This is a genomic window from Saccharopolyspora pogona (assembly GCF_014697215.1).
GTDB lineage: Bacteria > Actinomycetota > Actinomycetes > Mycobacteriales > Pseudonocardiaceae > Saccharopolyspora > Saccharopolyspora hattusasensis.
This window is the reverse complement of the sequence record NZ_CP031142.1, coordinates 8,333,409-8,353,992: the sequence shown is the minus strand read 5'-3', so window position 1 is coordinate 8,353,992 and position 20,584 is coordinate 8,333,409. Positions and strand designations below refer to the sequence as shown.

The 20,584-nt window shown below is 68.3% G+C and carries 21 protein-coding genes and 2 riboswitches; of the genes, 8 read left to right on the top strand and 13 right to left on the bottom strand.

The window, feature by feature from the left end:
• The first annotated feature begins 48 nt into the window (after positions 1–48).
• The 4 genes from DL519_RS39555 (at position 49) to DL519_RS39540 (ending at position 2,780) form a co-directional block, all read left to right on the top strand.
• Positions 49–807: a DsbA family protein gene (locus DL519_RS39555; protein ID WP_190822518.1), complete on the top strand. Its 759-nt coding sequence runs from the start codon at positions 49–51 to the stop codon at positions 805–807.
• A gap of 35 nt (positions 808–842) precedes the next feature.
• A complete protein-coding gene (locus DL519_RS39550; RefSeq protein ID WP_223840435.1) occupies positions 843–1,433 on the top strand; it encodes a vitamin K epoxide reductase family protein in 591 nt (196 codons plus the stop codon).
• A gap of 94 nt (positions 1,434–1,527) precedes the next feature.
• Positions 1,528–1,968 carry an ATP-binding protein gene (locus DL519_RS39545; protein ID WP_190822514.1) on the top strand — a complete coding sequence of 147 codons (441 nt, stop codon included), beginning with the start codon at positions 1,528–1,530 and terminating at the stop codon, positions 1,966–1,968.
• Positions 1,965–2,780 carry a SigB/SigF/SigG family RNA polymerase sigma factor gene (locus DL519_RS39540; protein WP_190822512.1) on the top strand — a complete coding sequence of 272 codons (816 nt, stop codon included), beginning with the start codon at positions 1,965–1,967 and terminating at the stop codon, positions 2,778–2,780. The genes DL519_RS39545 and DL519_RS39540 overlap by 4 nt, the downstream gene beginning before the upstream one ends.
• A gap of 116 nt (positions 2,781–2,896) precedes the next feature.
• On the opposite strand, the gene DL519_RS39535 is transcribed toward DL519_RS39540, so the two are convergent.
• Together DL519_RS39535 and DL519_RS39530 are read right to left on the bottom strand one after the other, a co-directional pair.
• The gene (locus DL519_RS39535; protein ID WP_190822510.1) at positions 2,897–3,682 is read right to left on the bottom strand and encodes a M23 family metallopeptidase; all 786 of its coding nucleotides are present in this window, start codon (positions 3,680–3,682) and stop codon (positions 2,897–2,899) included.
• Between the two features lie 861 nt (positions 3,683–4,543).
• Positions 4,544–5,713: an NAD-dependent epimerase/dehydratase family protein gene (locus tag DL519_RS39530; protein WP_190822508.1), complete on the bottom strand. Its 1,170-nt coding sequence runs from the start codon at positions 5,711–5,713 to the stop codon at positions 4,544–4,546.
• A 171-nt stretch (positions 5,714–5,884) separates the two neighbouring features.
• Here DL519_RS39530 and DL519_RS39525 point away from each other — a divergent pair, with 171 nt between their 5' ends.
• Positions 5,885–6,370, top strand: a complete 486-nt coding sequence (locus DL519_RS39525) for a GtrA family protein (protein ID WP_190822506.1) — start codon at positions 5,885–5,887, stop codon at positions 6,368–6,370.
• Here the strand turns inward: DL519_RS39525 and DL519_RS49560 are convergent.
• From DL519_RS49560 to DL519_RS39480, 10 genes are all read right to left on the bottom strand, one after another.
• Positions 6,271–7,092 (bottom strand): glycosyltransferase family 2 protein, encoded by an 822-nt coding sequence (locus DL519_RS49560; protein WP_317891424.1) that lies wholly within the window; start codon positions 7,090–7,092, stop codon positions 6,271–6,273. The two genes, DL519_RS39525 and DL519_RS49560, sit on opposite strands and share 100 nt — an antisense overlap.
• Before the next feature lies 1 nt (position 7,093).
• Positions 7,094–8,527, bottom strand: coding sequence for a phospholipid carrier-dependent glycosyltransferase (locus DL519_RS49555; RefSeq protein WP_317891423.1), 1,434 nt, complete (start codon positions 8,525–8,527; stop codon positions 7,094–7,096).
• Positions 8,524–9,480 carry an NAD-dependent epimerase/dehydratase family protein gene (locus tag DL519_RS39515; protein WP_190822504.1) on the bottom strand — a complete coding sequence of 319 codons (957 nt, stop codon included), beginning with the start codon at positions 9,478–9,480 and terminating at the stop codon, positions 8,524–8,526. The genes DL519_RS49555 and DL519_RS39515 overlap by 4 nt, the downstream gene beginning before the upstream one ends.
• Positions 9,481–9,535: 55 nt before the next feature.
• Positions 9,536–9,973, bottom strand: a complete 438-nt coding sequence (locus DL519_RS39510; RefSeq protein ID WP_190822502.1) for an SRPBCC family protein — start codon at positions 9,971–9,973, stop codon at positions 9,536–9,538.
• Between the two features lie 11 nt (positions 9,974–9,984).
• Positions 9,985–10,815, bottom strand: coding sequence for a phosphoenolpyruvate hydrolase family protein (locus DL519_RS39505; RefSeq protein WP_190822500.1), 831 nt, complete (start codon positions 10,813–10,815; stop codon positions 9,985–9,987).
• Complete coding sequence (locus DL519_RS39500; RefSeq protein ID WP_190822499.1) at positions 10,812–12,026, bottom strand: Tm-1-like ATP-binding domain-containing protein; 1,215 nt, start codon at positions 12,024–12,026, stop codon at positions 10,812–10,814. The genes DL519_RS39505 and DL519_RS39500 overlap by 4 nt, the downstream gene beginning before the upstream one ends.
• Entirely contained in the window at positions 12,026–12,430 is a 405-nt protein-coding gene (locus tag DL519_RS39495) for a type II toxin-antitoxin system death-on-curing family toxin (RefSeq protein ID WP_190822496.1), read from the bottom strand. The genes DL519_RS39500 and DL519_RS39495 overlap by 1 nt, the downstream gene beginning before the upstream one ends.
• On the bottom strand, positions 12,427–12,624 hold the full coding sequence (locus DL519_RS39490; RefSeq protein WP_190822494.1) for a ribbon-helix-helix domain-containing protein: 198 nt from the start codon (positions 12,622–12,624) through the stop codon (positions 12,427–12,429). The genes DL519_RS39495 and DL519_RS39490 overlap by 4 nt, the downstream gene beginning before the upstream one ends.
• A gap of 120 nt (positions 12,625–12,744) precedes the next feature.
• A complete protein-coding gene (locus DL519_RS39485; protein WP_190822492.1) occupies positions 12,745–12,900 on the bottom strand; it encodes a hypothetical protein in 156 nt (51 codons plus the stop codon).
• 131 nt (positions 12,901–13,031) lie between these two features.
• The gene (locus DL519_RS39480; RefSeq protein ID WP_190822490.1) at positions 13,032–14,210 is read right to left on the bottom strand and encodes an acyl-CoA dehydrogenase family protein; all 1,179 of its coding nucleotides are present in this window, start codon (positions 14,208–14,210) and stop codon (positions 13,032–13,034) included.
• Between the two features lie 306 nt (positions 14,211–14,516).
• Positions 14,517–14,625: riboswitch (glycine riboswitch) on the top strand.
• Positions 14,626–14,727: riboswitch (glycine riboswitch) on the top strand.
• A gap of 115 nt (positions 14,728–14,842) precedes the next feature.
• On the opposite strand from DL519_RS39480, the gene gcvT reads away from it, so the two are divergent.
• From gcvT to DL519_RS39465, 3 genes are all read left to right on the top strand, one after another.
• Positions 14,843–15,946 (top strand): glycine cleavage system aminomethyltransferase GcvT, encoded by a 1,104-nt coding sequence (gene gcvT / locus DL519_RS39475; RefSeq protein ID WP_190822487.1) that lies wholly within the window; start codon positions 14,843–14,845, stop codon positions 15,944–15,946.
• Between the two features lie 25 nt (positions 15,947–15,971).
• Complete coding sequence (glyA, locus tag DL519_RS39470; protein WP_190822485.1) at positions 15,972–17,252, top strand: serine hydroxymethyltransferase; 1,281 nt, start codon at positions 15,972–15,974, stop codon at positions 17,250–17,252.
• A 211-nt stretch (positions 17,253–17,463) separates the two neighbouring features.
• Positions 17,464–18,846 carry an amino acid permease gene (locus DL519_RS39465; RefSeq protein ID WP_190822484.1) on the top strand — a complete coding sequence of 461 codons (1,383 nt, stop codon included), beginning with the start codon at positions 17,464–17,466 and terminating at the stop codon, positions 18,844–18,846.
• Positions 18,847–18,959: 113 nt separating this feature from the next.
• Here DL519_RS39465 and DL519_RS39460 read toward each other — a convergent pair whose 3' ends face one another.
• Positions 18,960–20,312 (bottom strand): HNH endonuclease signature motif containing protein, encoded by a 1,353-nt coding sequence (locus DL519_RS39460; RefSeq protein WP_190822482.1) that lies wholly within the window; start codon positions 20,310–20,312, stop codon positions 18,960–18,962.
• Positions 20,313–20,584 lie beyond the last annotated feature (272 nt).

Here is a 20,584-nt window from a genome sequence, read left to right as displayed (position 1 = left end):
CCGTCCCCGCCGCGCGAGCGGGCCCGAGCGCCGAAGGTGAAGCACGCGATGTCGAAGAACAAGAACCCGGTAACCCAGAAGAGCGGGCTGTCCACGAACGTGATCCTCACCATCGTGGTGGTGATCGTCGCCGTCGTGGTGATCGGCGGCGTCCTGCTGTTCAACCGCGGCGGCGCGGACAACACCTCCTCCAGTTCCTCCGGCGGCGGGAACGTGGTGGCCGCCGAGATCCTGCGCAAGCCGGACAGCAACGTGCTGACCTCGGCGCCTGACGACAGGGTCACCGTCGTCGAGTTCCTCGACTACCAGTGCCCCGCCTGCCACACCTATTACTCGGTGCTGACCAAGCAGGTCGAGAAGGACTACGCGGGCAAGATCACCTTTGTCGTCCGCAACTTCCCGCTGAACATGCACCCGCTGGCCCGGCCGGCCGCGCAGGCCGCCGAGGCCGCCGCGCTGCAGGGCAAGTTCAACGAGATGTACCACGCCCTCTACGACAACTACGACGCCTGGGCGCTCGCCGCCGACGGCCAGAACGTCAGCACCGACGAGGCCAAGGCCCGCGGGCTGTTCGACCAGTACGCCCAGCAGATCGGCCTGGACCTGGACAAGTTCCACCAGGACATGAACTCGCCTCAGGTCAACGCCAAGATCGACGCCGACGTTGCCGACGGCAACAAGGCCGGGGTGTCGGGCACGCCGACGATCTTCATCAACGGCAAGCAGTTCGACCAGGGCAACATCGAGACCGTCGAGCAGCTCAACAACGCCTTCCGCAGCGAGCTCGACAAGGAGCTCGTGAAGTGACCGCCGCCCACGCCGTCGAACCGGCCCCGGCCCGGATGCCCGAGTCGAGCGGCGTCCCGCGCGGCCTCGGCTGGCTGTACGTCGTGGGCGGCGTGATCGGGTTCGCGGGCTCGTTCGCGCTGACCCTGGAGAAGCTGCAGAAGCTGGCGAACCCCGGCTACGTGCCGACCTGCAGCATCAACCCGATCATCTCGTGCGGTTCGGTAATGGACAGCGCCCAGGCAGCGGTGTTCGGGTTCCCGAACCCGCTGCTCGGGGTGGCGTCATTCCCGGTCGTGGTCACCGCCGGGGTGGTAGTGCTGGCCGGATTCCGGCCGCCGCGCTGGATCTGGCTGGGCATGCAGCTCGGCACCACCCTCGCGGTCGCCTTCATCCACTGGCTGGTGGTGCAGAGCCTCTACGAGATCGGCGCGCTGTGCCCGTACTGCATGATCGTGTGGGTCGTGACGATCCCGCTGTTCTGGTACACGACGCTGCACAACCTCGACGCCGGCAACGTCGGCGGCGGCAATTCCCCCGGCGCGGCGCTGCGCCGGTTCCACAGCGTGGTGCTCGCGGTGTGGTATCTGGTGATCGTGGTCCTGATCCTGCAGGCGTTCTGGGACTACTGGACCACCTTGGTGTAGTCGCGCGGGCGTCCGTTTGTTCGGTGCGGCCCTCGGGTACCAGGTGACTGTGAGTAAGGTGTGCCCCGCACCGACCGAGACGAGGTGGCCCGGGATGAGCGTGGAACGCGAGCTCGCGCACGTCGAGCCGGAGACAGCCGCGACGAACCTGGTCGAGGTCCGCATCGCCGCCGAAGCCGCCCAGCTGGCGGTGATGCGAGCCGTCGTAGGCGACCTCGCGATGCGCGCCGACTACGACATCGACTCGATCGCCGACCTGCGGTTGGCCGTCGACGAAGCGTGCTCGTCGCTGGTCCGGCTGGCCGCCCCGGAGGCGACACTGGTCTGCCGGTTCCGCACCGGCGGCGACCGGCTGTCGGTCACCGCCGAAGTGATCAGTGACGATGCGTTCGGACCCCGCAAGGACACCTTCAGCTGGCGCGTGCTGAGCGCGTTGGCCGACGTTGTGTCAACCTCGGTCGAGTCGGATCCGGCTGCCAACGGCAGCCACCTGGTGCGGATCGAGTTGACCAAGGGACGGACGGCCCACGTGTGAAACGAGCGGAATCCAAGCCGACCACGCATTCGCGCAACGAGCGCTACGACCGGCTGGCGCCGCTCTTCCGTGAGCTCGCGAAGCTCGGCAAGCAGGATCCGCGGCGTTCCGGGCTCCGCGAAACGCTGGTCACCGAGCACCTGCCGGTGGCCGAGCACATCGCCCGGCGCTTCAGCCACCGCGGCGAGTCCCAGGAGGACCTCACCCAGGTCGCCACGCTGGGCCTGATCAACGCGGTGGACCGGTTCGACCCGGAGCGCGGGGTGGACTTCCTGTCGTACGCGGTGCCGACGATCATGGGCGAGGTCCGCAGGCACTTCCGGGACACCGGCTGGGCGGTGCGGATGCCGCGCCGGTTGCAGGAGCTGCACCTGTCGGTGTCGGCGGCGATCGCCCGGCTGTCGCAGGAGCTGGGCCGGGCGCCGACGCCGAGCGAACTCGCCAAGCACCTGGGGATCAGCACCGACGACGTCTACCGCGGCCTGGAGGCGGGCAACGCCTACCGCAGCGCCTCGCTGGATGAGCTGCTCACCGACACCGACGAGATCCCGCTCGGCGACGCGATCGGCTCCGACGACGCGGAGCTGGCCGAGGTGGAGAACCGCGAGATGGTCCGGCCGCTGCTGGCGGACCTGCCGGACCGGGAGCGCCGAATCCTGGTGATGCGGTTCTTCCGCGGCATGACCCAGACGCAGATAGCCGAGCAGATCGGCATCTCCCAGATGCACGTCTCCCGGCTGCTGGCCCGAACCCTCGGCTGGCTGCGCCAACGCCTCGAAGAAGAAAAGCCAGCCGAAACCGCCGCAGAATAAGCGGATTCCGGCTCCCAGTTGCATTCCTCAACGAAACGGCGAGAACTTTGAGCGAATAGAAAACCGCCCGGGACCCGTCGGGGGATTTGGGTCCCGGGCGGCGGCCTTGGGGGTGGTCACACCTCGATGCCGCGCTCGTTCAGCCAGGGCAACGGGTTGATCTTGATGCCGTTCTTGATCACCTCGAAGTGCAGGTGCGGGCCGGTGGACTCGCCGCGGTTGCCCATCGTGGCGATCTGCTCACCGGCATCGACCCGCTCGCCGACGCTGACCCCGACGGTGTTGATGTGGCCGTAGACGGTGATCGTGCCGTCGTCGTGCTGCACCCGGATCCACAGCCCGAAGCCGCTGGCCGGGCCGGCGTCGATGACCTTGCCGGCTGCCACCGACCGGATCGGGGTGCCGATTTTGTTGGCGATGTCGATGCCCCTGTGGCTGGTGCCCCAGCGCGAGCCGAAGCCGGAGGTGAAGGTGCCTTCGGCGGGCTTGACGAAGCCGCGCGCCTTCCGCTCCCGCTCCTCGGCCGCTCGCTTGGCCTCGGCTGCGGCCCGCTCCGCCGCCTCCGCGCGCGCCGCCTCCGCGCGGACGGCCTCCGCGCGAGCTTGCTCGATCGCCTCGCTCTTCTGGACCTTCTGCGCCTCGGCGTAGGAGTCGTTCACGGTCTGGCTGGCAAGCAGCCGGACCGTGGCCGGCCTCGTGTCGGTCCCGGTGACGGCCAGGCTCAGGTTCTTTGAGTCGGCCAGCGGGTGCACGGGAAGCTCTTGCTCGGGGCCGGCGGAGGCTGCCATCGGCTGACCGACCGCGGCGAAGGCGCCGCCGGCGACCACCGTCGCGACGAACTTGTTGCGGACCAGGAGGGCGGCCTTCGGGGGATGGCCGCCCTCCTTGCGGTGCTTGCCCATCTTCACCTTCCGTCTCGGGGGGATCCGGTCGCTGCCCGCCGGGGGATTGCGGGTGATGCCTCTCGGGGGCGAGACATCGACGTGATCGAACCGTGACGTACGAGCAGTGAAAGTAGCTGAGGGTTATCGACAGGCGCAACCATTAACCCGTTTAGCGGGAAAAAGGCGCACAGTTCCCGCCCAAACAAACACTCTCAGTGTTTGACGAAGATGACCACCAAATAACGGCCGCCCGGAAGATTTTTTGCTGGGCGGAGCGCCGCCGACGGCCCGCCGGAAACCTCCCCAAAAAGATCAAGACGCGTCCCGTTTTCGCTGGTCCAAAACGGCGACGAGAAGGCCGGGCGGCCCCGGACGCAGCCGACGCCGACGCCGCAGCCGACGCCGCTGCCGCGACCCGATCAGTGCACAATGGACACCGCGGCGAGCCGCCACCCGACTGCGTCGATCACACCGTCGGCGAGATCAATCCGCCCCGAAAGTGGCCTTGGGCACACACTGCGCGAGACCGCGCCGGAGCCTTCTCGCACTCTGGGCGGACGAGTTGAACAAGGTGGACGAGGTGGACAAGCAATCCGCCGAAGCGGTCGGAAGCTGACGCACCGCGAAGATTTACCCACGTGCCGTATCGCAGGGATCAACCGAACGAGTTACTGTTCGGTAGACCGTGTGGAAGCCCCCCGACACACGGTAGGTGCCCCGGGTTCGGAGTTCACACTCCGCGCCCGGGGCACCGCTCCCCGAACACCACGTCCGATGGCGGTGGCCGCAGCGTTAGTGATAAGTGTGCCCGGCCTCGTTGGTATATTCCAGCCGCCACGCGGCGCAGTTTGGTTGCAATTGCAGCACTGCCGAGATCGGTCAGCGGTCCTCGCGCAACGGGCTGGTGGCCTGGCGCCAGTTGACGGTGGGCCGCAGCGCGGCGAGGTCGACCCGCTCCTTGTACTTGTCCGCCACCCGGAACAACGACTCGATGAGCGTGTTCGACAGCAGGTGCGGCTGCAGGCCCAGCTCCACCAGGCCGGTGTGCTTGACGTTGTAGTAGTGCTCGCCCTGCTCGACCCGCGGGTTGTCCAGGTACTCGATCTCGGCCGACCCCGCGAAGCTGTTGGCCACGATCTTGGCGATCTCCCCCACCGAGTACTTCTCGGTCATCTGGTTGAACACCCGGAACTCGCCGCGGTCGGCCGGGTTCTCGGCGGCCAGCCGGATGCACTCGACGGTGTCGCGGATGTCGATCAGGCCGCGGGTCTGCCCGCCGGTGCCGTACACCGTCAGCGGGTGGCCGAGCACGGCCTGAATGACGAACCGGTTGAGCACGGTGCCGAAGATCGCGTCGTAGTCGAACCTGGTCGCCAGCCGGGTGTCGTGCGCGGTCTGCGGGGTTTCCTGGCCGTAGACGACGCCCTGGTTGAGGTCGGTGGCGCGCAGCCCCCAGATCCGGCAGGCGAACTCGATGTTGTGGCTGTCGTGCACCTTGCTCAGGTGGTAGAACGAGCCCGGCTTCTTCGGGTACAGCATGCGGTCGGTCCGCCCGTTGTGGGTGACCTCCAGCCAGCCTTCCTCGATGTCGATGTTCGGCGTCCCGTACTCGCCCATCGTGCCGAGCTTGACCAGGTGGATGTCCGGGTCGACCTGCTGGATCGCGAACAGCACGTTGAGGTTGCCGATCACGTTGTTCTGTTGGGTGTACACCGCGTGCCGACGGTCGATCATCGAGTACGGCGCGGCCCGCTGCTCGGCGAAATGCACGATCGCGTCGGGCCGGAAGCCGGCGATCATCTCCGCGGTGAACTCGCCGTCGACCAGGTCGCCGTAGTAGCACTTGATCGACTTGCCGGAGACCTCCCGCCAGGCGTCCAGGCGGACCTGCATCGGCTCGATCGGCACCAGGCTGTCCACGCCGAGCTCGTGGTCGTAGCCCCGGCGGGCGTAGTTGTCGGCGACGGCGACATCGTGGCCGCAGTCGGACAAGTGCACAGCGGTCGGCCATCCGAGGTAGCCGTCTCCTCCGAGGACGAGGATTCGCACGCCTTCACTCCCCCTGTATTCACCCATTGGATACAAACATCCGGCATGGTCTCACCCCGCGACCATTTCACGGCGGGCTCCCCTTTTCCTTTCCTAACACTGAGAATCCGCTGAGACCGGACTCTGTATGGTGCGTCGGGAGCAAACCGCGACATCCCGAACGGAGACGGCATGGCGACAAGGGCCACCGAGAGCACCAGCGCTCGGCGCCGCTATTGGCGGTTGCTCAGCCGTTTCGCGGCCGCTTCCGCGGTGGCCACCGGAATCAGCCAACTCGTTTTCCTGCTGTCGTACTCGCTCGGCGCCACACCGGTGCTCGCCACCGTGCTGGCCTGGCTGGCCGGTGCGATTCCGAACTTCGTGCTGAACCGGCGGACCTGGGGCGGCGGCGGCCGGGCCGCGCTGCGCGGCGAGATCCTGCGCTACGGCGCGATCTCGGTGGGCACCGCGCTGCTCGCTGCGCTGGCCACGCACAACGCAGAAGCCCTCGCCCACGCGCTGTTCCCGGAGGCGCGGGCGGCGCAGGTCGCCGTGGTCTGGGGCGCTTTCCTCGGTACTTACGCGGTGATGTTCGTGGTCAAGTTCTTCCTCGTCGACCGGTTGGTGTTCACCGCCCGGCGCTCCCGCCACCAGGTTTCGAGCACCACTCGCGCGTAGCGGTAGCCGTAGCGGAAGTTGTTGCCCTTCTTACTGACACCGGCGGTGCGCGCCAGCATCCGCATCGGCTGCTCCCGCACCCGGTAACCGCGGCTGAGCACGCCGACCAGCAGCTCGGAGGACTGGTACTGCGGCTGCTCCAGGGTCACCGAGTTGGGCACCTCGGCCAGCATGCCACGGAACCCGAACGACGTGTCCGTGATGCGCTGCCCGGTCAGCGCGCTGACCAGCCAGGCGAAAACGTGGGTGCCGGCGCGGCGGATCAGCTGGGGGCGCTCGTTGCTGCCCAGCACGCGGGAACCTGTGACGAAGTCGGCGTCGCCGTCGATCAGCGGCCTCAGTAGCTTCGGCAGCTCGGTGATGTCGTACTGGCCGTCGGCGTCGGTGGTGATGATGTAATGCGCACCGCGCTCGACGGCCAGGTGGTACCCGAGCCTCAATGCGGCACCCTGGCCCCGGTTCGTGGGGACGATGCAGGTCTGCGCGCCGTGCTTCAGCGCGATCTTGGCGGTGTCGTCGGTCGCGCCGTCGACCACCACCAGCTTGTCGACGTCCAGGTCGCAGCTGCGGGCGGGAATGCTGTCGAGCACCTCGCCGATCGACTCCTCCTCGTTGTAGGCGGCGATGAGCACGACGACCGGGGCGAACCGGTGGTCACCGCAGCGCTCGGCGTAGTCCGCCAGCGCCGCCCGGTCCGCCTCGCTCGGTAAGGTCGTGGGCATTTCAACTCTCCTTCGGGGATGTTGTTCGTCTGGGGCGGCGGCCGGTCAGCGCGGTCACGCCGAGCGCGCCCGCGATCGGGATCAGGACCAGGCCAGGCAACTGGTAGCGCCAGGAGAATTCCATGGCCGCCGCGGTTGCCAGCACCGTGGTCGCCATCCCGGCCGGGAGCAGGCACATCGCGCGCAGCCCGGAACTGCGGGCGCGGCCGACGCCGAGCACCGCCAGCGCGGCCACCACCAGCGCGCCGCCCAGGACGATGCCCGGCGTGTAGCCGCCGCCGAGCTGGTAGGCGCGCAGGAACGCGGCGAGGTCCGGATCGACCGAGAATGTGCCGTCGTCGTACAGCTCCGTCCACTCCGCGACGTACCAGCCGGCAGCGAACGCCGGGTAGTGCAGCTGGAACTGCCAGCGGTCCAGCGGCACGTCACCGGGGGTTTGAGTGCGGGTCGGGGCGAATCCCTTGAGGAAGTCCGCGACCATCCCGCCGACGATGTCCAGCGGCTGGTGCAGCAGAACCTTGCGGGTGAACGAGCCCTGCGCGGCGGAGACGTCCATGTCCGCCGGCAAGAACTTGTCGACGTTCTCCTGGACGTGCCAGAAGTGGATGTAGAAATCGATGCCGTTGGCGGCGCGGCGCTCGATCGGTTCGGCCGGGCAGACCAGCCTCTCCTGCGGCGTCAGGTCCAGGTGCTCGCAGTCGGCGACCACGGCCGCGCGGCCGTACAGGGCGCCGCCGCCCGAGCCGCCGAGGCCCAGCGAACCGGTCCACGCCAGGTGGTAGAGCGAGTAGCCGGACACGCCGACCGCGAACCCGCCAACCAGCGCACCAGCTGCGATCAGGCGCCGAGACCAGCCGTCACGCGGCCGCCAACCGGTGGCCAGCAGCACGAACACGGCCGCCGGAACCACCAGCGTCACTCCCACGACGCGCACCACCACCGCCGCGGCCAGCACGATCCCGGCCAGCGCGGCGAGCTTGGGGCCGGGCGCGCCCCACCAGGTCAGCACGTAGATCGCGGCCAGCAGCAACACCTGAAACAGCAGATCGGACATGATGTTCTGCTCGATCTGCAGCTGGTAGGCGTCCAGCAGCACGGGCGCGGCGGCCAGCGCCGCGATCCAGGCCCTGACCTCGAAACGACGAAGCAGCGCGTAGATCCCGACGCCGAGCCCGAGGCCCAGCAGGTGCTGCACTGCCGCCACGCCGGTCAGGCTGCCCACCGCCAGCAGCGGCCACAGGAAGAGCTCGTAGCCGATCGGGTTGATGCCGCCGGGGAAGAACGCGCCGACGTCGTCGAGGTAGCGGAACGAGTCGATGTAGAGCAGCGCGGGCCGGTAGGCCAGCTGCACCACGATCCGCAGGGCCAGTCCGGCGAGCAGCAGCAGCGCCAGCAGCCAGTGCCGGCGGAGGACGCGCGTGAGCGCGGTGCTCATCGCGCCCCGCGGAAGTCCGCCCAAACGGTGCGCAACCCCTCGGTGAGCCCGACGTTCGGGGCGTAGCCGAGTTCGCGCTGCGCCTTGGCCACGTCCACGATCACCGCGGGCATCTCGCCGTTCTTGGCCGGCACGTGGTTGACCGGCACGGGTTCGCCGGTGGCCGCGCGGACCGCGTCGATGAGCTCCAGCACGGAGATCGACCGCCCGCAGCCGATGATCGCGGTGCCGGTGTACTGCTTGTCCCACGCGGCGAGGACGCCCTGCACCACGTCGTCGATGTGCACGAAGTCGCGGGACTGCGAGCCGTCGCCGTAGACCTCGACGCCGCTGCCCGCCAGCGCGGCGCGCATCAGCCGCGGGATGAAGCTGTCCTTGTGGCCCATGCCGGGCCCGTAGATGTTGGTGAAGCGCAGCGCGCAGGTGGCCAGCCCGTAAGCGCCGGCGTAGCCGGAGAGCAGCATCTCGCACGCCGCCTTGGTGGCGCCGTAGGGCGTGAGCGGGCGCAGCGGCAGCGCCTCGGAGATCGTGCCGCGGCCGATGTCGCCGACCACCGCGTTGGTGGAGGCCAGCACGAACCGGCGGACGCCGCGGGCGCGTGCCAGTTCGAGGAGTTCCTGGGTGACCGCGACATTGTTCGCGTAGGTCTCGGCGGGCTGGTCCACCGAGCGCAGCACCGAGGTGATCGCTGCCAGGTGGATGATCCCGGCCGAGTCCGCCGAGACCGCGGCCTCCCGGACCGCGGCGTCCCGCAGGTCGCCTTCGACGTGGGTCACCAGGCCACTGCGCAGTTCGGCGGGCGGGGCCTGGGTGTCCACGATGGTCACCCGGGTGCCGCGCTCCAGGAAGGCTCGAACCACTGCTCTGCCGACGAAACCGGAACCACCCGTGACGGTGACGGTGTCTGCTGCGTTAGCTGCATTTGCGGCGGAAGGATTAACGCTGCTTGGCACGCGCCGACTCTAACCGCCGCCGGATTCGCTCCGGTTCACGCCCATCCCGACCGGATTAACCGCCCAGGTGTTCCCGGAGTCCGTTCAGCCCGGTCCGGTAAACGCCCTTGGCGAAGGTCTTGTCCATCTTCTCCTCGTCGGCGGCATCGGCGTCCCAGTGCGAATACCACTCGACGAAGCTGTGCCCGGTGTCGGTGATCGGCGCGATCCGGATGGTGGAGCGGTAGCTGCGCACCGGAAACGGGCTTTCCACGAATTCGTAGGCGTAGCTGCGCTCGGTGTCGTCCAGCGCCACCAGCCGCTCCCGGACCGCCCCGCCGTCGGCGAGCGTCAGGTGCCGGACGCAGCCCACCGCGTCGGCCGCGCCGCCGCCCTCGATCTCGCTGCGCTCGATCGCCGGGTGCCACGTCGGCAACCCGTTGAAGTCGCGCACCGCCTGCCAGACCTGCTCGGCCGACGCCTCGATGACCGCGCTCGTGTAGGACTTCGCCACCGCTTGCCTCCTCAGAACCTGAGTTTCGTGAACGCCTTCGCCTGTTCGGTCAGTGCTTGTTCGGTGGGCAACCGCTCCATGCTGCTCGCACCGTAGAACCCGTGGCAACGCTTGGTCCGCGAAAGCACGTACGAGGCGTCTTCCGGCATCGAGACCGGCCCGCCGTGGCAGAGCACCAGCACGTCCTCACGGACCTCGGTCGCCGCCTGCGACCACTCGTCGATCAGCGCCACGCAGTCGTCCAGCGACTTGGCGGTCTCGGCGCCGATCGCGCCGCCGGTCGTCAGCCCCAGGTGACAAACGATGATGTCGGCGCCGGCCCCTGTCATCGCCCGGGCGTCGGCGCTGGAGAACACGTACGGCGTGGTCAGCAGGTCGGCTTCGCGCGCGGCGGCGACGAGTTCGACCTCCAGGCCGTAGCCCATGCCGGTCTCCTCCAGGTTCGCCCGGAAGGTGCCGTCGATGAGCCCGACGGTCGGGAAGTTCTGGATCCCGGCGAACCCGAGGTCGCGCAGCTCGCGGAGGAACCGGTCGCGCAGCATGAACGGGTCGGTGCCGTTGACGCCGGCCAGCACCGGGGTGTGCCGCACCACCGGCAGCACCTCGCGGGCCATCTCCACCACGATGTCGTTGGCGTTTCCGTAGGCCAGCAGCCCGGCCAGCGAACCGCGCCCGGCCATCCGGTAGCGGCCCGAGTTGTAGATGACGATCAGGTCGATGCCGCCGGCCTCTTCGCACTTGGCGGACAGGCCGGTGCCCGCGCCGCCGCCGACGATCGGCTCGCCGCGCTCGACCTTGGCGCGGAACCGGCGCATCAGTCCGGCGCGGTCGAATCGGCTCATCGTGCCTCCTGCCCGGTTCGCTCGGCGGATCCGGTGATCTCCCGGAACGCCGCGACCAGCGCGGCGGCGAACTCCGGATCGTTGATGTTGTGCGGCACCCGCTCGACGCGCCGGTCGGCGGTCTGCCGCACCCGGCTCTCCAGCGTCTCGAAGAGGACCGCGTCCGCGTCGGGATCGCAGAAAGGCTGCTCCGGTGAGTCCAACATGGACACTCCGCCGGCCGGGAGCAGGAACCGCACCGGGCCGTCGCAGGCGTTGAGCTTGCCCGCGATGAACTCCGCGATCCGGCGGCACTCCTCTGCGGACGTGCGCATCAGCGTGACCTGCGGGTTGTGCACGTACAGGTTGCGGTCCCGGTACTGCGGCGGAACGGTTTCCAGCGCGCCGAAGTTCACCATGTCCAGGGCGCCGCACGAGCCGACGTAGGGCACTCGGGTCCGGGCGATGGCGTCCAGTCGTTGCTCCCCCGCGCTCATCACGCCGCCGGCGATCAGGTCGCAGACCTCGGTGGTGGTGATGTCCAGGACGGCGCGCACCAGGCCGTCGTCGACGAGCTTCTCCATGGCCCGACCGCCGGTTCCGGTCGCGTGGAACACCAGCGGGTCGTGGTCGGCGGCCAACTGCTCGGCTACCGCGGTCACGCACGGCGTGGTGACGCCGAACATGGACAGCGCGACGGCGGGCTTGTCCTCGGCCGCTGGCACCGGGTGGGTCACCGCGCCCAGCAGCGCGTGCGCGGCGTTTCCCAATACCTGGCGGGAAATCCGGTTCAGCCCGGCGACATCGGTGACCGACGGGAACATCGCGATGTCGGTGGCGTCCACGTAGGGCGAAACGTCGCCGGAGGCCACTGTGGACACCATGACCTTGGGCACGCCGACCGGCAGCGCGCGCATCGCGGGCGTGATCAGCGCGGTGCCGCCCGAGCCGCCGAGCCCGATGATCCCGTCGACGTCCTGCGCGACCAGGAACCGCTCGAACGCCGCGGCCATCGCGGTGACGGCCGATCCCCGCTCGCCGGTGAACACCGCGTCGGCCCCGTCCGGGTGGTGCGCGGCGACCTCGGCGGCCGACACGTCGGCGTCGGAACTCCCACCCGCGGTGGACAGGTCCACGGTGATCACGGGGTGCCCGCGGGCGATCAGCCCGGCGACGTAGAGCAGCTCAGCGGCCTTGGTGTCGAACGTCCCGGCGACGTACGCGCTGCCCACTACTGCTCCAGCCGCTGCTGCGCCTCGGCGCCCCAGCAGCGGAGCACCTCGGCGAGGCGATCGGCATCGTGCTTCCCCGCCGCGACATCACGGATCAACGCATCGGCAGTCCGCGCATCCGGGGCCTTGAGGTCCCGGCCGTTGTACGCGTAGAAGAGCCTCGCGGCCAGCCAGGCGAGCCTCTTGTTGCCATCGAGCAACGGATGGTTGCGAGCCAGAGAATGCAGCAGGGCCGCTGCCTTCTCGTCGAGTGCCGGGTAGGCGTCCACCCCGAAAACCGTGGAGCGCGGTCGATGCAACGCCGACTCCAGTTCACCCCAGTCGCGCACGACCGACTTCGGCTCCTGCCGCAGAGCTTCCGAGATCAGGTAGAGGAGATCTTCCAGCTCCAGGTAGTGCGTCACCGGGACAGCAACTCCAGCAGCTCAGCATCTTCCGCGAGGAATCGGCGCACCTGGTTCGCCCGGAACTCCTCGTGGCGGGCGAAGTACTCGCGCAGCGCTGTCACCGCGATCTCGTGCATCGACCGGCCCTCTCGCTCGGCTACCTCGCGGAGCTTCGCGTTGTCGTCGTCGTTGAGCCGCAGAGTCATGGCCATGCCGACATGGTATCGCGTGGTATCAACTGATACCACCTGCCCTCGGGGCACGAGAAGGCCCCCGGCGCCTTGGGTTCTTGGGTTCTAGCGGGCACCAGGGGCCTTCGTCGGGGTTTTCGGTCAGTGGCCCTTGCCGTCCTTGCCGAAGAACTTGTTCTTGACCTGGTCGATCTTCTCCTTGTTCTTCGGGTCGGAGGCGTACTTCTTGGCCTGGTCGATCACCTTGCGGCCCTGCGGGCTGCTGGCGAAGTCGGCGACCTTCTTGAACAGAGACATCGTCGCTCCCGGCGGTTCGGAGTCACGGCTGCCACCAGGCTACCGACAAAACGGGCAGAGGTCTTCTCGCGAGGACAGCCCCGACGTGGCGTATCCCGCACCGCTGCGCAAAACGAGCCCGGAAACAGAGTTCAGCCGAGCACGCCGCTGATCGACGCGTGCCCCTTCAGGAGGTTGCGGGCGACGGTGCGGCGCTGGATCTCGTCGGTGCCCTCGAAGATGCGCAGCAGCCGCAGGTCGCGGTACCAGCGCTCGACCGGCAGCTCCTTCGTGTAGCCCATGCCGCCGTGCAGCTGCAGCACCCGGTCGACGATCTCGTTGGCGCGGGTGGCGCCGAAGAGCTTGGCCACCGACTGCGCGTGCCGGGAATCCATGCCCTGGTCCACCTGCCAGGCCGCCTGCAGCACCAGCCAGCGCAGCGCCTCGATCTCCACGGCGGAGTCGGCGATCATCCACTGGATGGCCTGGCGCTCGGCGATCGGCTTGCCGAACGTCTCGCGGGTCTTGGCGTACTCCATGCCCATCTCGACGAGCCGTTCGCAGGCGCCGAGGGCGCTCGCGGGCAGCAGGTAGCGGCCGCGGCCGATCCACTGCATGGCGAGCTTGAAGCCGTGGCCGACCTCGCCGAGCACGTTGCGCTCCGGAACGCGCACGTTGTCGAACACCAGCGCGGCGGGCTGCCGCTCCCACGGGCCCATGATGTCGATCGGCTCGGACTTCCAGCCCGCGTCCCGGTCGGCCAGGAAGCAAGTGACCCCGCCGTTGGCGCCCTTCTCCTTGTCCGTGACGGCGAAGACCATCACGAAGTCGGCGTCGATGCCGCCGGTGATGAACGTCTTCTCGCCGTTGATCACCCACTCGTCGCCGTCCTGCACGGCGTTGGTGCGCAGGTTCTTGGCGTCCGAGCCGGCGCCCGGCTCGGTGATCGCGAAGCACGACTTGCGGGTGCCCTCGATCGTCGGGAGCAGGTAGCGCTCCTTCTGCTCGTCGTTGGCGTAGTACAGGATGTTGTCGGCGTAGCCGCCGAAGCGGAACGGCACGAACGTGCGGCCGAGCTCGACCTCGATGAGCGCCGTCATCACCGCCGACAGGCCCATGCCGCCGTACTCCTCGGGCGTCTGCACGCCCCAGAACCCGGCCCGCTTCGCCTTGTCCTGCAGTTCCCGCTGCTCGTCCTTGGTCAGGCCGCGTTTCCCGGCCCGCTCGCGCCGCAGCACCTCGGGCTCCAGCGGCACCAGCTCGCGCTGGACGAAGTTGCGCACCCAGTCGCGGATGTCGCGCTCCGTGTCGGAAAGCGAGAAGTCGACCATCGCCGGATCCCCTTCGGTGCAGGCACGTAACTAACGTTGTTAGTTTTGTGGCAGCCTCCAAGCGCTGTCCATGCGGCGGCTGGCCGCAGCGCTACCGTCGCGGAGGCACCGGGCCGTAGTCACCTTCGATCGGCCCGCCGTCACGGCGCCTTCCGACGCCCCGACGGCCCGGTCCTCGCGGGTGAGGATGAGCGGCGCACCGTCTCGACGGCGGATCCGCACATCGTGATCGACTAATTGCCCGGGTTGACTCCGGTCACGTTCAGTTCGTAGCGTCGGCGTTCGCACAACCGAATACCGCGCCGATGACGTCGTGCGGGAGAGACTCCGGCCCCCGAGCAACCTCGGGAGACCGGAGCGCCGAAGGAGCAATACTCCCCAGCAAACTCTCAGGCACCGGCACCGCACGGCACCAGGCGAACACGGAGAAAAGCAGGAGCAACGCGCTTCTCGCCCACGGTGCAAGCCGCCCCTCGCGGGGTGGCGAAACTCTCAGGCCAATGACTCCGGGGAGACCGCCCGACCAGCGCAAGCCCGCGCAGGTCGGGGTCGAGGTGTCCCCGATAAGGTTGGGCGCAGTGAGCTGACCGGCCCTCGACTGCCGACCGGCGCCCACCAGGAGGAGTCTCACCATGTCGTCGCCACGACAGACGCCCTTGCACCGAGTGCACGAAGCCCTAGGGGCGACGTTCACCGAGTTCGCCGGTTGGCGGATGCCGCTCCGCTACTCCGGCGACACCGCCGAGCACAACGCGGTGCGCAACAGCGCCGGCCTGTTCGACCTGACCCACATGGGTGAAATCCGGATCAGCGGCCCGCAGGCCGCCGAGGCGCTGGACTACGCGCTGGTCGCCAACGCCTCCGCGATCAAGCCTGGCCGCGCCCGCTACACGATGATCTGCAATGCCACCGGCGGCGTGCTGGACGACCTGATCGTCTACCGGCTCGGCGAGCAGGAGTTCCTGGTGGTGGCCAACGCGGCGAACGCCGCCGTGGTCTCCGCCGAACTGGCCGAGCGGCTCGGCGGCTTCGACGCCGAGCACCAGGACGTCTCCGACGACTACGCGCTGATCGCCGTGCAGGGCCCGAACGCGGTCGCCATCCTCGCCCCGCTGACCGACACCGACCTCGCGGAGGTCAAGTACTACGCGGGCTACCGCAGCCAGGTCGCAGGCAAGGACGTGCTGCTGGCGCGTACCGGCTACACCGGCGAGGACGGCTTCGAGCTGTTCACCGCGCCCGGCGACGCCGAGGCCGTCTGGCAGGCGCTGACCGAGTCCGGCGCGCAGCACGGCCTGCAGCCTGCCGGGTTGTCCTGCCGCGACACGCTGCGGCTGGAGGCGGGCATGCCGCTGTACGGCAATGAGCTGTCCGCCGACCTCACGCCCTTCCAAGCCAACCTCGGCCGGGTGGTCAAGCTGGACAAGCCCGGCGACTTCGTCGGCAAGGACGCGCTGGCCGCCGCCGCGGAGAAGCCCACCGAGCGGACGCTGGTCGGGCTGAGCACCGACCAGCGCCGGGCGCCCCGGCACGGCTACCGCGTGCTGGACGCCGACGGCGCCGAGATCGGCGTCGTGACCAGCGGTGCCCCGTCGCCGACCCTCGGCCACCCGGTCGGCATGGCCTACGTCGACCGCGACCACAGCGAACCCGGCACCCAACTGCAGGTCGACATCCGCGGCAACAACGTCGCGGTGCAGGTCGTCGAGCTGCCGTTCTACCGCCGCAATGCCTGACGAGATCGAACCAGGAGGCAACACCATGTCGACACCGGACCTGTTCAATGACCAGCTGGCCGCGGTGGATCCCGAGGTGGCGGCGGCGGTCGGCGCCGAGCTCAACCGCCAGCAGACCACGCTGGAGATGATCGCTTCGGAGAACTTCGCACCGCAGGCGGTCCTGGAGGCGCAGGGCTCGGTGCTGACCAACAAGTACGCCGAGGGCTACCCGGGGCGCCGCTACTACGGTGGCTGCGAGCACGTCGACGTCGTCGAGCAGCTGGCCATCGACCGCGTCAAGGAGCTCTTCGGGGCCTCCTACGCCAACGTGCAGCCGCACTCCGGGGCGCAGGCCAACGCGGCGGCGATGTTCGCGCTGCTCAAGCCCGGCGACACGATCATGGGCCTGGACCTGGCCCACGGCGGTCACCTCACGCACGGCATGCGGATCAACTTCTCCGGCAAGCTCTACAACGTGGTGCCCTACCACGTGCGCGCCGACGACCACCGCGTGGACATGGACGAGGTCGCCCGGCTGGCGCGGGAGAACAAGCCGCAGCTGATCATCGCCGGCTGGTCGGCGTACCCGCGGCAGCTGGACTTCAAGCGGTTCCGCGAGATCGCCGACGAGGTCGGCGCGTACCTGATGGTCGACATGGCGCACTTCGCCGGTCTGGTGGCCGCCGGGCTGCACCCGAACCCGGTGCCGCACGCGCACGTCGTCACCACCACCACGCACAAGACCCTGGGCGGCCCGCGCGGTGGCGTGATCCTGTCCTCGGACTCGGAGTTCACCAAGAAGTTCAACTCGGCGGTGTTCCCCGGCCAGCAGGGCGGGCCGCTGGAGCACGTGATCGCCGGCAAGGCGGTGGCGTTCAAGATCGCCGCCGGTGAGGAGTTCGCCGACCGGCAGCGCCGCACCGTGGAGGGCGCGCAGATCCTGGCCGAGCGGCTGCTGGCCGACGACGCCGCCAAGGCCGGTGTGCAGCTGGTCTCCGGCGGCACCGACGTGCACCTGGTGCTGGTGGACCTGCGCGACTCCGAGCTGGACGGCAAGCAGGCCGAGGACCGGCTGCACGAGATCGGCATCACGGTCAACCGCAACGCGGTGCCCAACGACCCGCGGCCGCCGATGGTGACCTCCGGCCTGCGCATCGGCACCCCGGCCCTGGCCACCCGCGGCTTCGGCAAGGACGACTTCACCGAGGTCGCCGACGTCATCGCCGAGGCCCTCAAGCCCGGCTTCGACGAAGCCGCCAGCGGCAAGCTCCGGGCCCGCGTCGAAGCCGTCGCCGCCAAACACCCCCTCTACCCGAACCTCTGATCGGAAGGCTCTTCCAGGAGAAGAACGTCGCATTTCAGCCACGATGACCGAAATGCGGCGTTCTTCCTGTTTTCGATCCTAAGTGGACCATGTTGGAACGGGAAAAGGCCGTATTCCAACTGGTTCAGCCCCCCCTTGCGGGCCCTCGCCGGATGCCGGATTATCTGCGCAGTTTCAGCGAAACACGCTGGCGAGCAAGGAGTCCACTTCGATGAGCCAACCAGTGGCCGAGGAGTACCGGAAGGATCTGAGTCCCCGGCACATCAACATGATCGCGATCGGCGGGGCGATCGGGGTCGGCCTGTTCCTCGGTTCAGGCAAGGCCCTGCACCAGGTCGGCCCCGGCCTGATCCTGATCTACGCCATCGCCGGGCTGATGATCTTCTTCGTGATGCGGGCGCTCGGCGAGCTGTTGATGTACCGACCGGTCAGCGGGTCGTTCGCGGAGTACGCGGGCGAGTTCGTCGGCCCGTGGGCGAAGTTCGCGGTCGGCTGGGGCTACTGGCTGGTGTGGATCGTCACCGGCATGGCCGAGATCACCGCTGTCGGCAAGTACTTCCAGTTCTGGTTCCCGACGATCCCGCAGTGGATCCCCGCGCTGGGAGCACTGATCGTGCTCAGCGGGGTGAACCTGATCGCGGTGAAGCTCTTCGGCGAGTTCGAGTTCTGGTTCGCCCTCATCAAGGTGCTGGCCATCATCGGGCTGATCGTGCTGGCCGCGGCGATCCTAGTGTTCGGCTTCAGCGACCTCGGCGACACCGCGTCGCTGAGCAACATCTGGTCCCACGGCGGGCTGTTCCCCAACGGCCTGGCCTCGTCGCTGCTGGCGTTCCAGATCGTCATGTTCGCCTTCGTCGGCGTCGAGATGGTCGGCCAGACCGCCAGCGAGAGCAAGAACCCGCAGAAGGTGCTGCCGCGGGCGATCAACTCGGTGATGTGGCGGATCCTGATCTTCTACGTGGGCGCGCTGATCGCGCTGACCGCGCTGGTCCCGTGGTTCCAGTTCCCGACCAGCGGTAGCCCGTTCGTGCAAGCGTTCACCCTGATCGGTATACCGGCGGCGGCCGGTGTGATCAACTTCGTGGTCACCACCGCGGCGCTGTCGTCGTGCAACAGCGGCATCTACTCCACCGCGCGGATGCTGCGCACGCTGTCCGAGGACAGCCAGGCGCCGCGCTCGGTGGGGGTGCTCAGCGGCCGGGCGGTGCCCTCACGGGCCATCGGCGTCACGTTCGGCGCGATGCTGATCGGCGTGGTGCTCAACTACTTCGTGCCGGAGCAGGCGTTCACCTACATCACCAGCGCCAGCACCGCCGGTGCCATCTTCACCTGGGCGATGATCTTGATCGCGCACCTGGGCTACCGGCGCAAGGTCGCCCGCGGCGAACTCCAGGCCGGACCGTTCCGGATGCCGCTCGCACCGTACTCGAACTACGTGGTGCTGGCCTTCCTCGCGTTCGTCGTGGTCCTGCTGGCCTTCGACGCCGAAACGCGCATCGCGCTGTACATCACACCCGTGCTCGCGATCGCGTTGGTGATCGGCTACCTGGCCACGCGCAACAAGCAGCCGCGGAGCGAAGTCACGCGCAGTTGATGCCCCCCATCGCCTGAAGCTCAGGAGCCCAGGTAGCGCCGCGGTGTAGACGGCGAACCGGGTCATGGCCTGGTGTCGCATGAACCCAACGCGCCACCACCCCAATCTGAGCGTCACGAATCGCCCGCCGGGCCCCGCTGGGTGGGGATGAGGTCCCGGAGGTATTCGCGGTGTTGGGTGGGTAGTGCTCTACCGCCTGGTCTTGGTGTTCGTTTGGGGTCCACTGTGGGCGGTGGGATGAACACCGGTCGCCGGTCTCGTATCTCGGTTTCCCACCGCTGGTTGTGCAGGGTCCGGTGATGATGACCGCAGAGCATCACCATGTTGCCCAGCTCGGTGCTTCCACCATCGACCCAGTGGGCGATGTGATGTGCTTCCGGGGTTCCCGGCGGCCGGTCGCACCCCGGAAACGCACACACCCCGTCCCGCTGCAGCAACGCCGCCCGCAGATGCGTCGGCGCGGTCCGCTTCTCCCGACCCACCTCCAGCGGGAGCCCGTCCCCGCCGAGAACCACCGGCAGCACCTCGGCGTCGCAGGCGATGCGGCGGGCGTTCTCGGCGGTGATGGCCCGTTCGGTGTTAAGGGTGCCGGGCATACCAGTCTCGGCGGCGATGAACCCGAGCCCTCGCTTGAGGTCCTCGAAGTCGATGGAGATGGTGATGTGCGGCCGCTGTCCACCCGAACGCGGAACCCCGTCATGATCCAGCGCCAGGTCCAGGATCGCGGCGAACCCGTCGGCGTTGCGCTGCCCCACCGACCGCGGATCCTTCTCCCCCTCCACCTCCGGCCGCGGTGCGGCCAGCGGTTGCATCAGCGCGGCGAACTTCGCCCCGGTCTCGCGGTCGAGGCGGGCTTTGATGACCGTCATCCCATCCCGGGCAACCGTGTAGTGCAGCTCCCGCGACTCATGCTGGTCTTCCTCGTCGTCGTAGGCACCGTCCTGATCCAGCAGATAGGGGATGCGCTCGGCAAGCTTCTCCAGCTCACGAGGCGTCATCATCCGCGCATACCCAGCCAGGGTTGATTCGACCTCACCGACCTGATGACAGCGGGCATACTCCGGCAGGCGGCGGACCCCGTCCACGATCACCCGCGCATGCTCCAACCCGATCGCACCCTCTGCCAAAGCCGCAGCAGTCTCAGGCAGGTCGGCGGGCATGACCTCGCCATACAAGCTCTGCCGGTCCTCAACATTGCGGGCGACCTTGACGCGGGTTTTCGCATCACGCGCATCGATGTTGAGCAACCCCTGCAACCACACCTGCGCCGACCGGAACCCCAACTCGGCATACCCACCACGGTGGTCGGCTTCGGCGATGCACTGCAACTGCTCCATCATCAACACCCGCATCGCTTGCTCCAGTTCACAGATACGGGCGGCGAGTTCGGCATCCGTGCACGACACCGCCGACCGGGCACCAACGGTGCCGACGGCCGGATCCTGGATGTTCAACAGCGGTGTCATACCAAATATTCTCCCGCATTAGAACACCAGTTCGCACGCCTTTTATGGTCACTTGATCAGGTGAAACACCCGGCCCGAAACCCAAAAACCCAAGCCGCGGAAACGAAAACACCGGAAACCCGACACAGAAACAGCAACGAAAACCACAGCACGCCGAAGGCGACACCCAACCACCACCAGACCACCAGCACGAGCATCGTGAGCGGTTTCAAGCGCTATAGCACCGAAAACCACGCACGGACCACCTCGGAACGGAACGATCACCACCGCCC

Bases quoted from the DNA above. Each gene is read 5' to 3' on its own strand.
- DL519_RS39525 (WP_190822506.1), top strand. From the start codon at position 5,885: ATGGCGACAAGGGCCACCGAGAGCACCAGCGCTCGGCGCCGCTATTGG.
- DL519_RS39555 (WP_190822518.1), top strand. From the start codon at position 49: ATGTCGAAGAACAAGAACCCGGTAACCCAGAAGAGCGGGCTGTCCACG.
- DL519_RS39460 (WP_190822482.1), bottom strand. From the start codon at position 20,312: ATGACACCGCTGTTGAACATCCAGGATCCGGCCGTCGGCACCGTTGGT.
- DL519_RS49560 (WP_317891424.1), bottom strand. From the start codon at position 7,092: ATGCCCACGACCTTACCGAGCGAGGCGGACCGGGCGGCGCTGGCGGAC.
- gcvT (WP_190822487.1), top strand. From the start codon at position 14,843: ATGTCGTCGCCACGACAGACGCCCTTGCACCGAGTGCACGAAGCCCTA.
- glyA (WP_190822485.1), top strand. From the start codon at position 15,972: ATGTCGACACCGGACCTGTTCAATGACCAGCTGGCCGCGGTGGATCCC.
- DL519_RS39490 (WP_190822494.1), bottom strand. From the start codon at position 12,624: ATGGCCATGACTCTGCGGCTCAACGACGACGACAACGCGAAGCTCCGC.
- DL519_RS39535 (WP_190822510.1), bottom strand. From the start codon at position 3,682: ATGGGCAAGCACCGCAAGGAGGGCGGCCATCCCCCGAAGGCCGCCCTC.
- DL519_RS39465 (WP_190822484.1), top strand. From the start codon at position 17,464: ATGAGCCAACCAGTGGCCGAGGAGTACCGGAAGGATCTGAGTCCCCGG.
- DL519_RS39505 (WP_190822500.1), bottom strand. From the start codon at position 10,815: ATGAGCCGATTCGACCGCGCCGGACTGATGCGCCGGTTCCGCGCCAAG.
- DL519_RS49555 (WP_317891423.1), bottom strand. From the start codon at position 8,527: ATGAGCACCGCGCTCACGCGCGTCCTCCGCCGGCACTGGCTGCTGGCG.
- DL519_RS39545 (WP_190822514.1), top strand. From the start codon at position 1,528: ATGAGCGTGGAACGCGAGCTCGCGCACGTCGAGCCGGAGACAGCCGCG.
- DL519_RS39480 (WP_190822490.1), bottom strand. From the start codon at position 14,210: ATGGTCGACTTCTCGCTTTCCGACACGGAGCGCGACATCCGCGACTGG.
- DL519_RS39485 (WP_190822492.1), bottom strand. From the start codon at position 12,900: ATGTCTCTGTTCAAGAAGGTCGCCGACTTCGCCAGCAGCCCGCAGGGC.
- DL519_RS39550 (WP_223840435.1), top strand. From the start codon at position 843: ATGCCCGAGTCGAGCGGCGTCCCGCGCGGCCTCGGCTGGCTGTACGTC.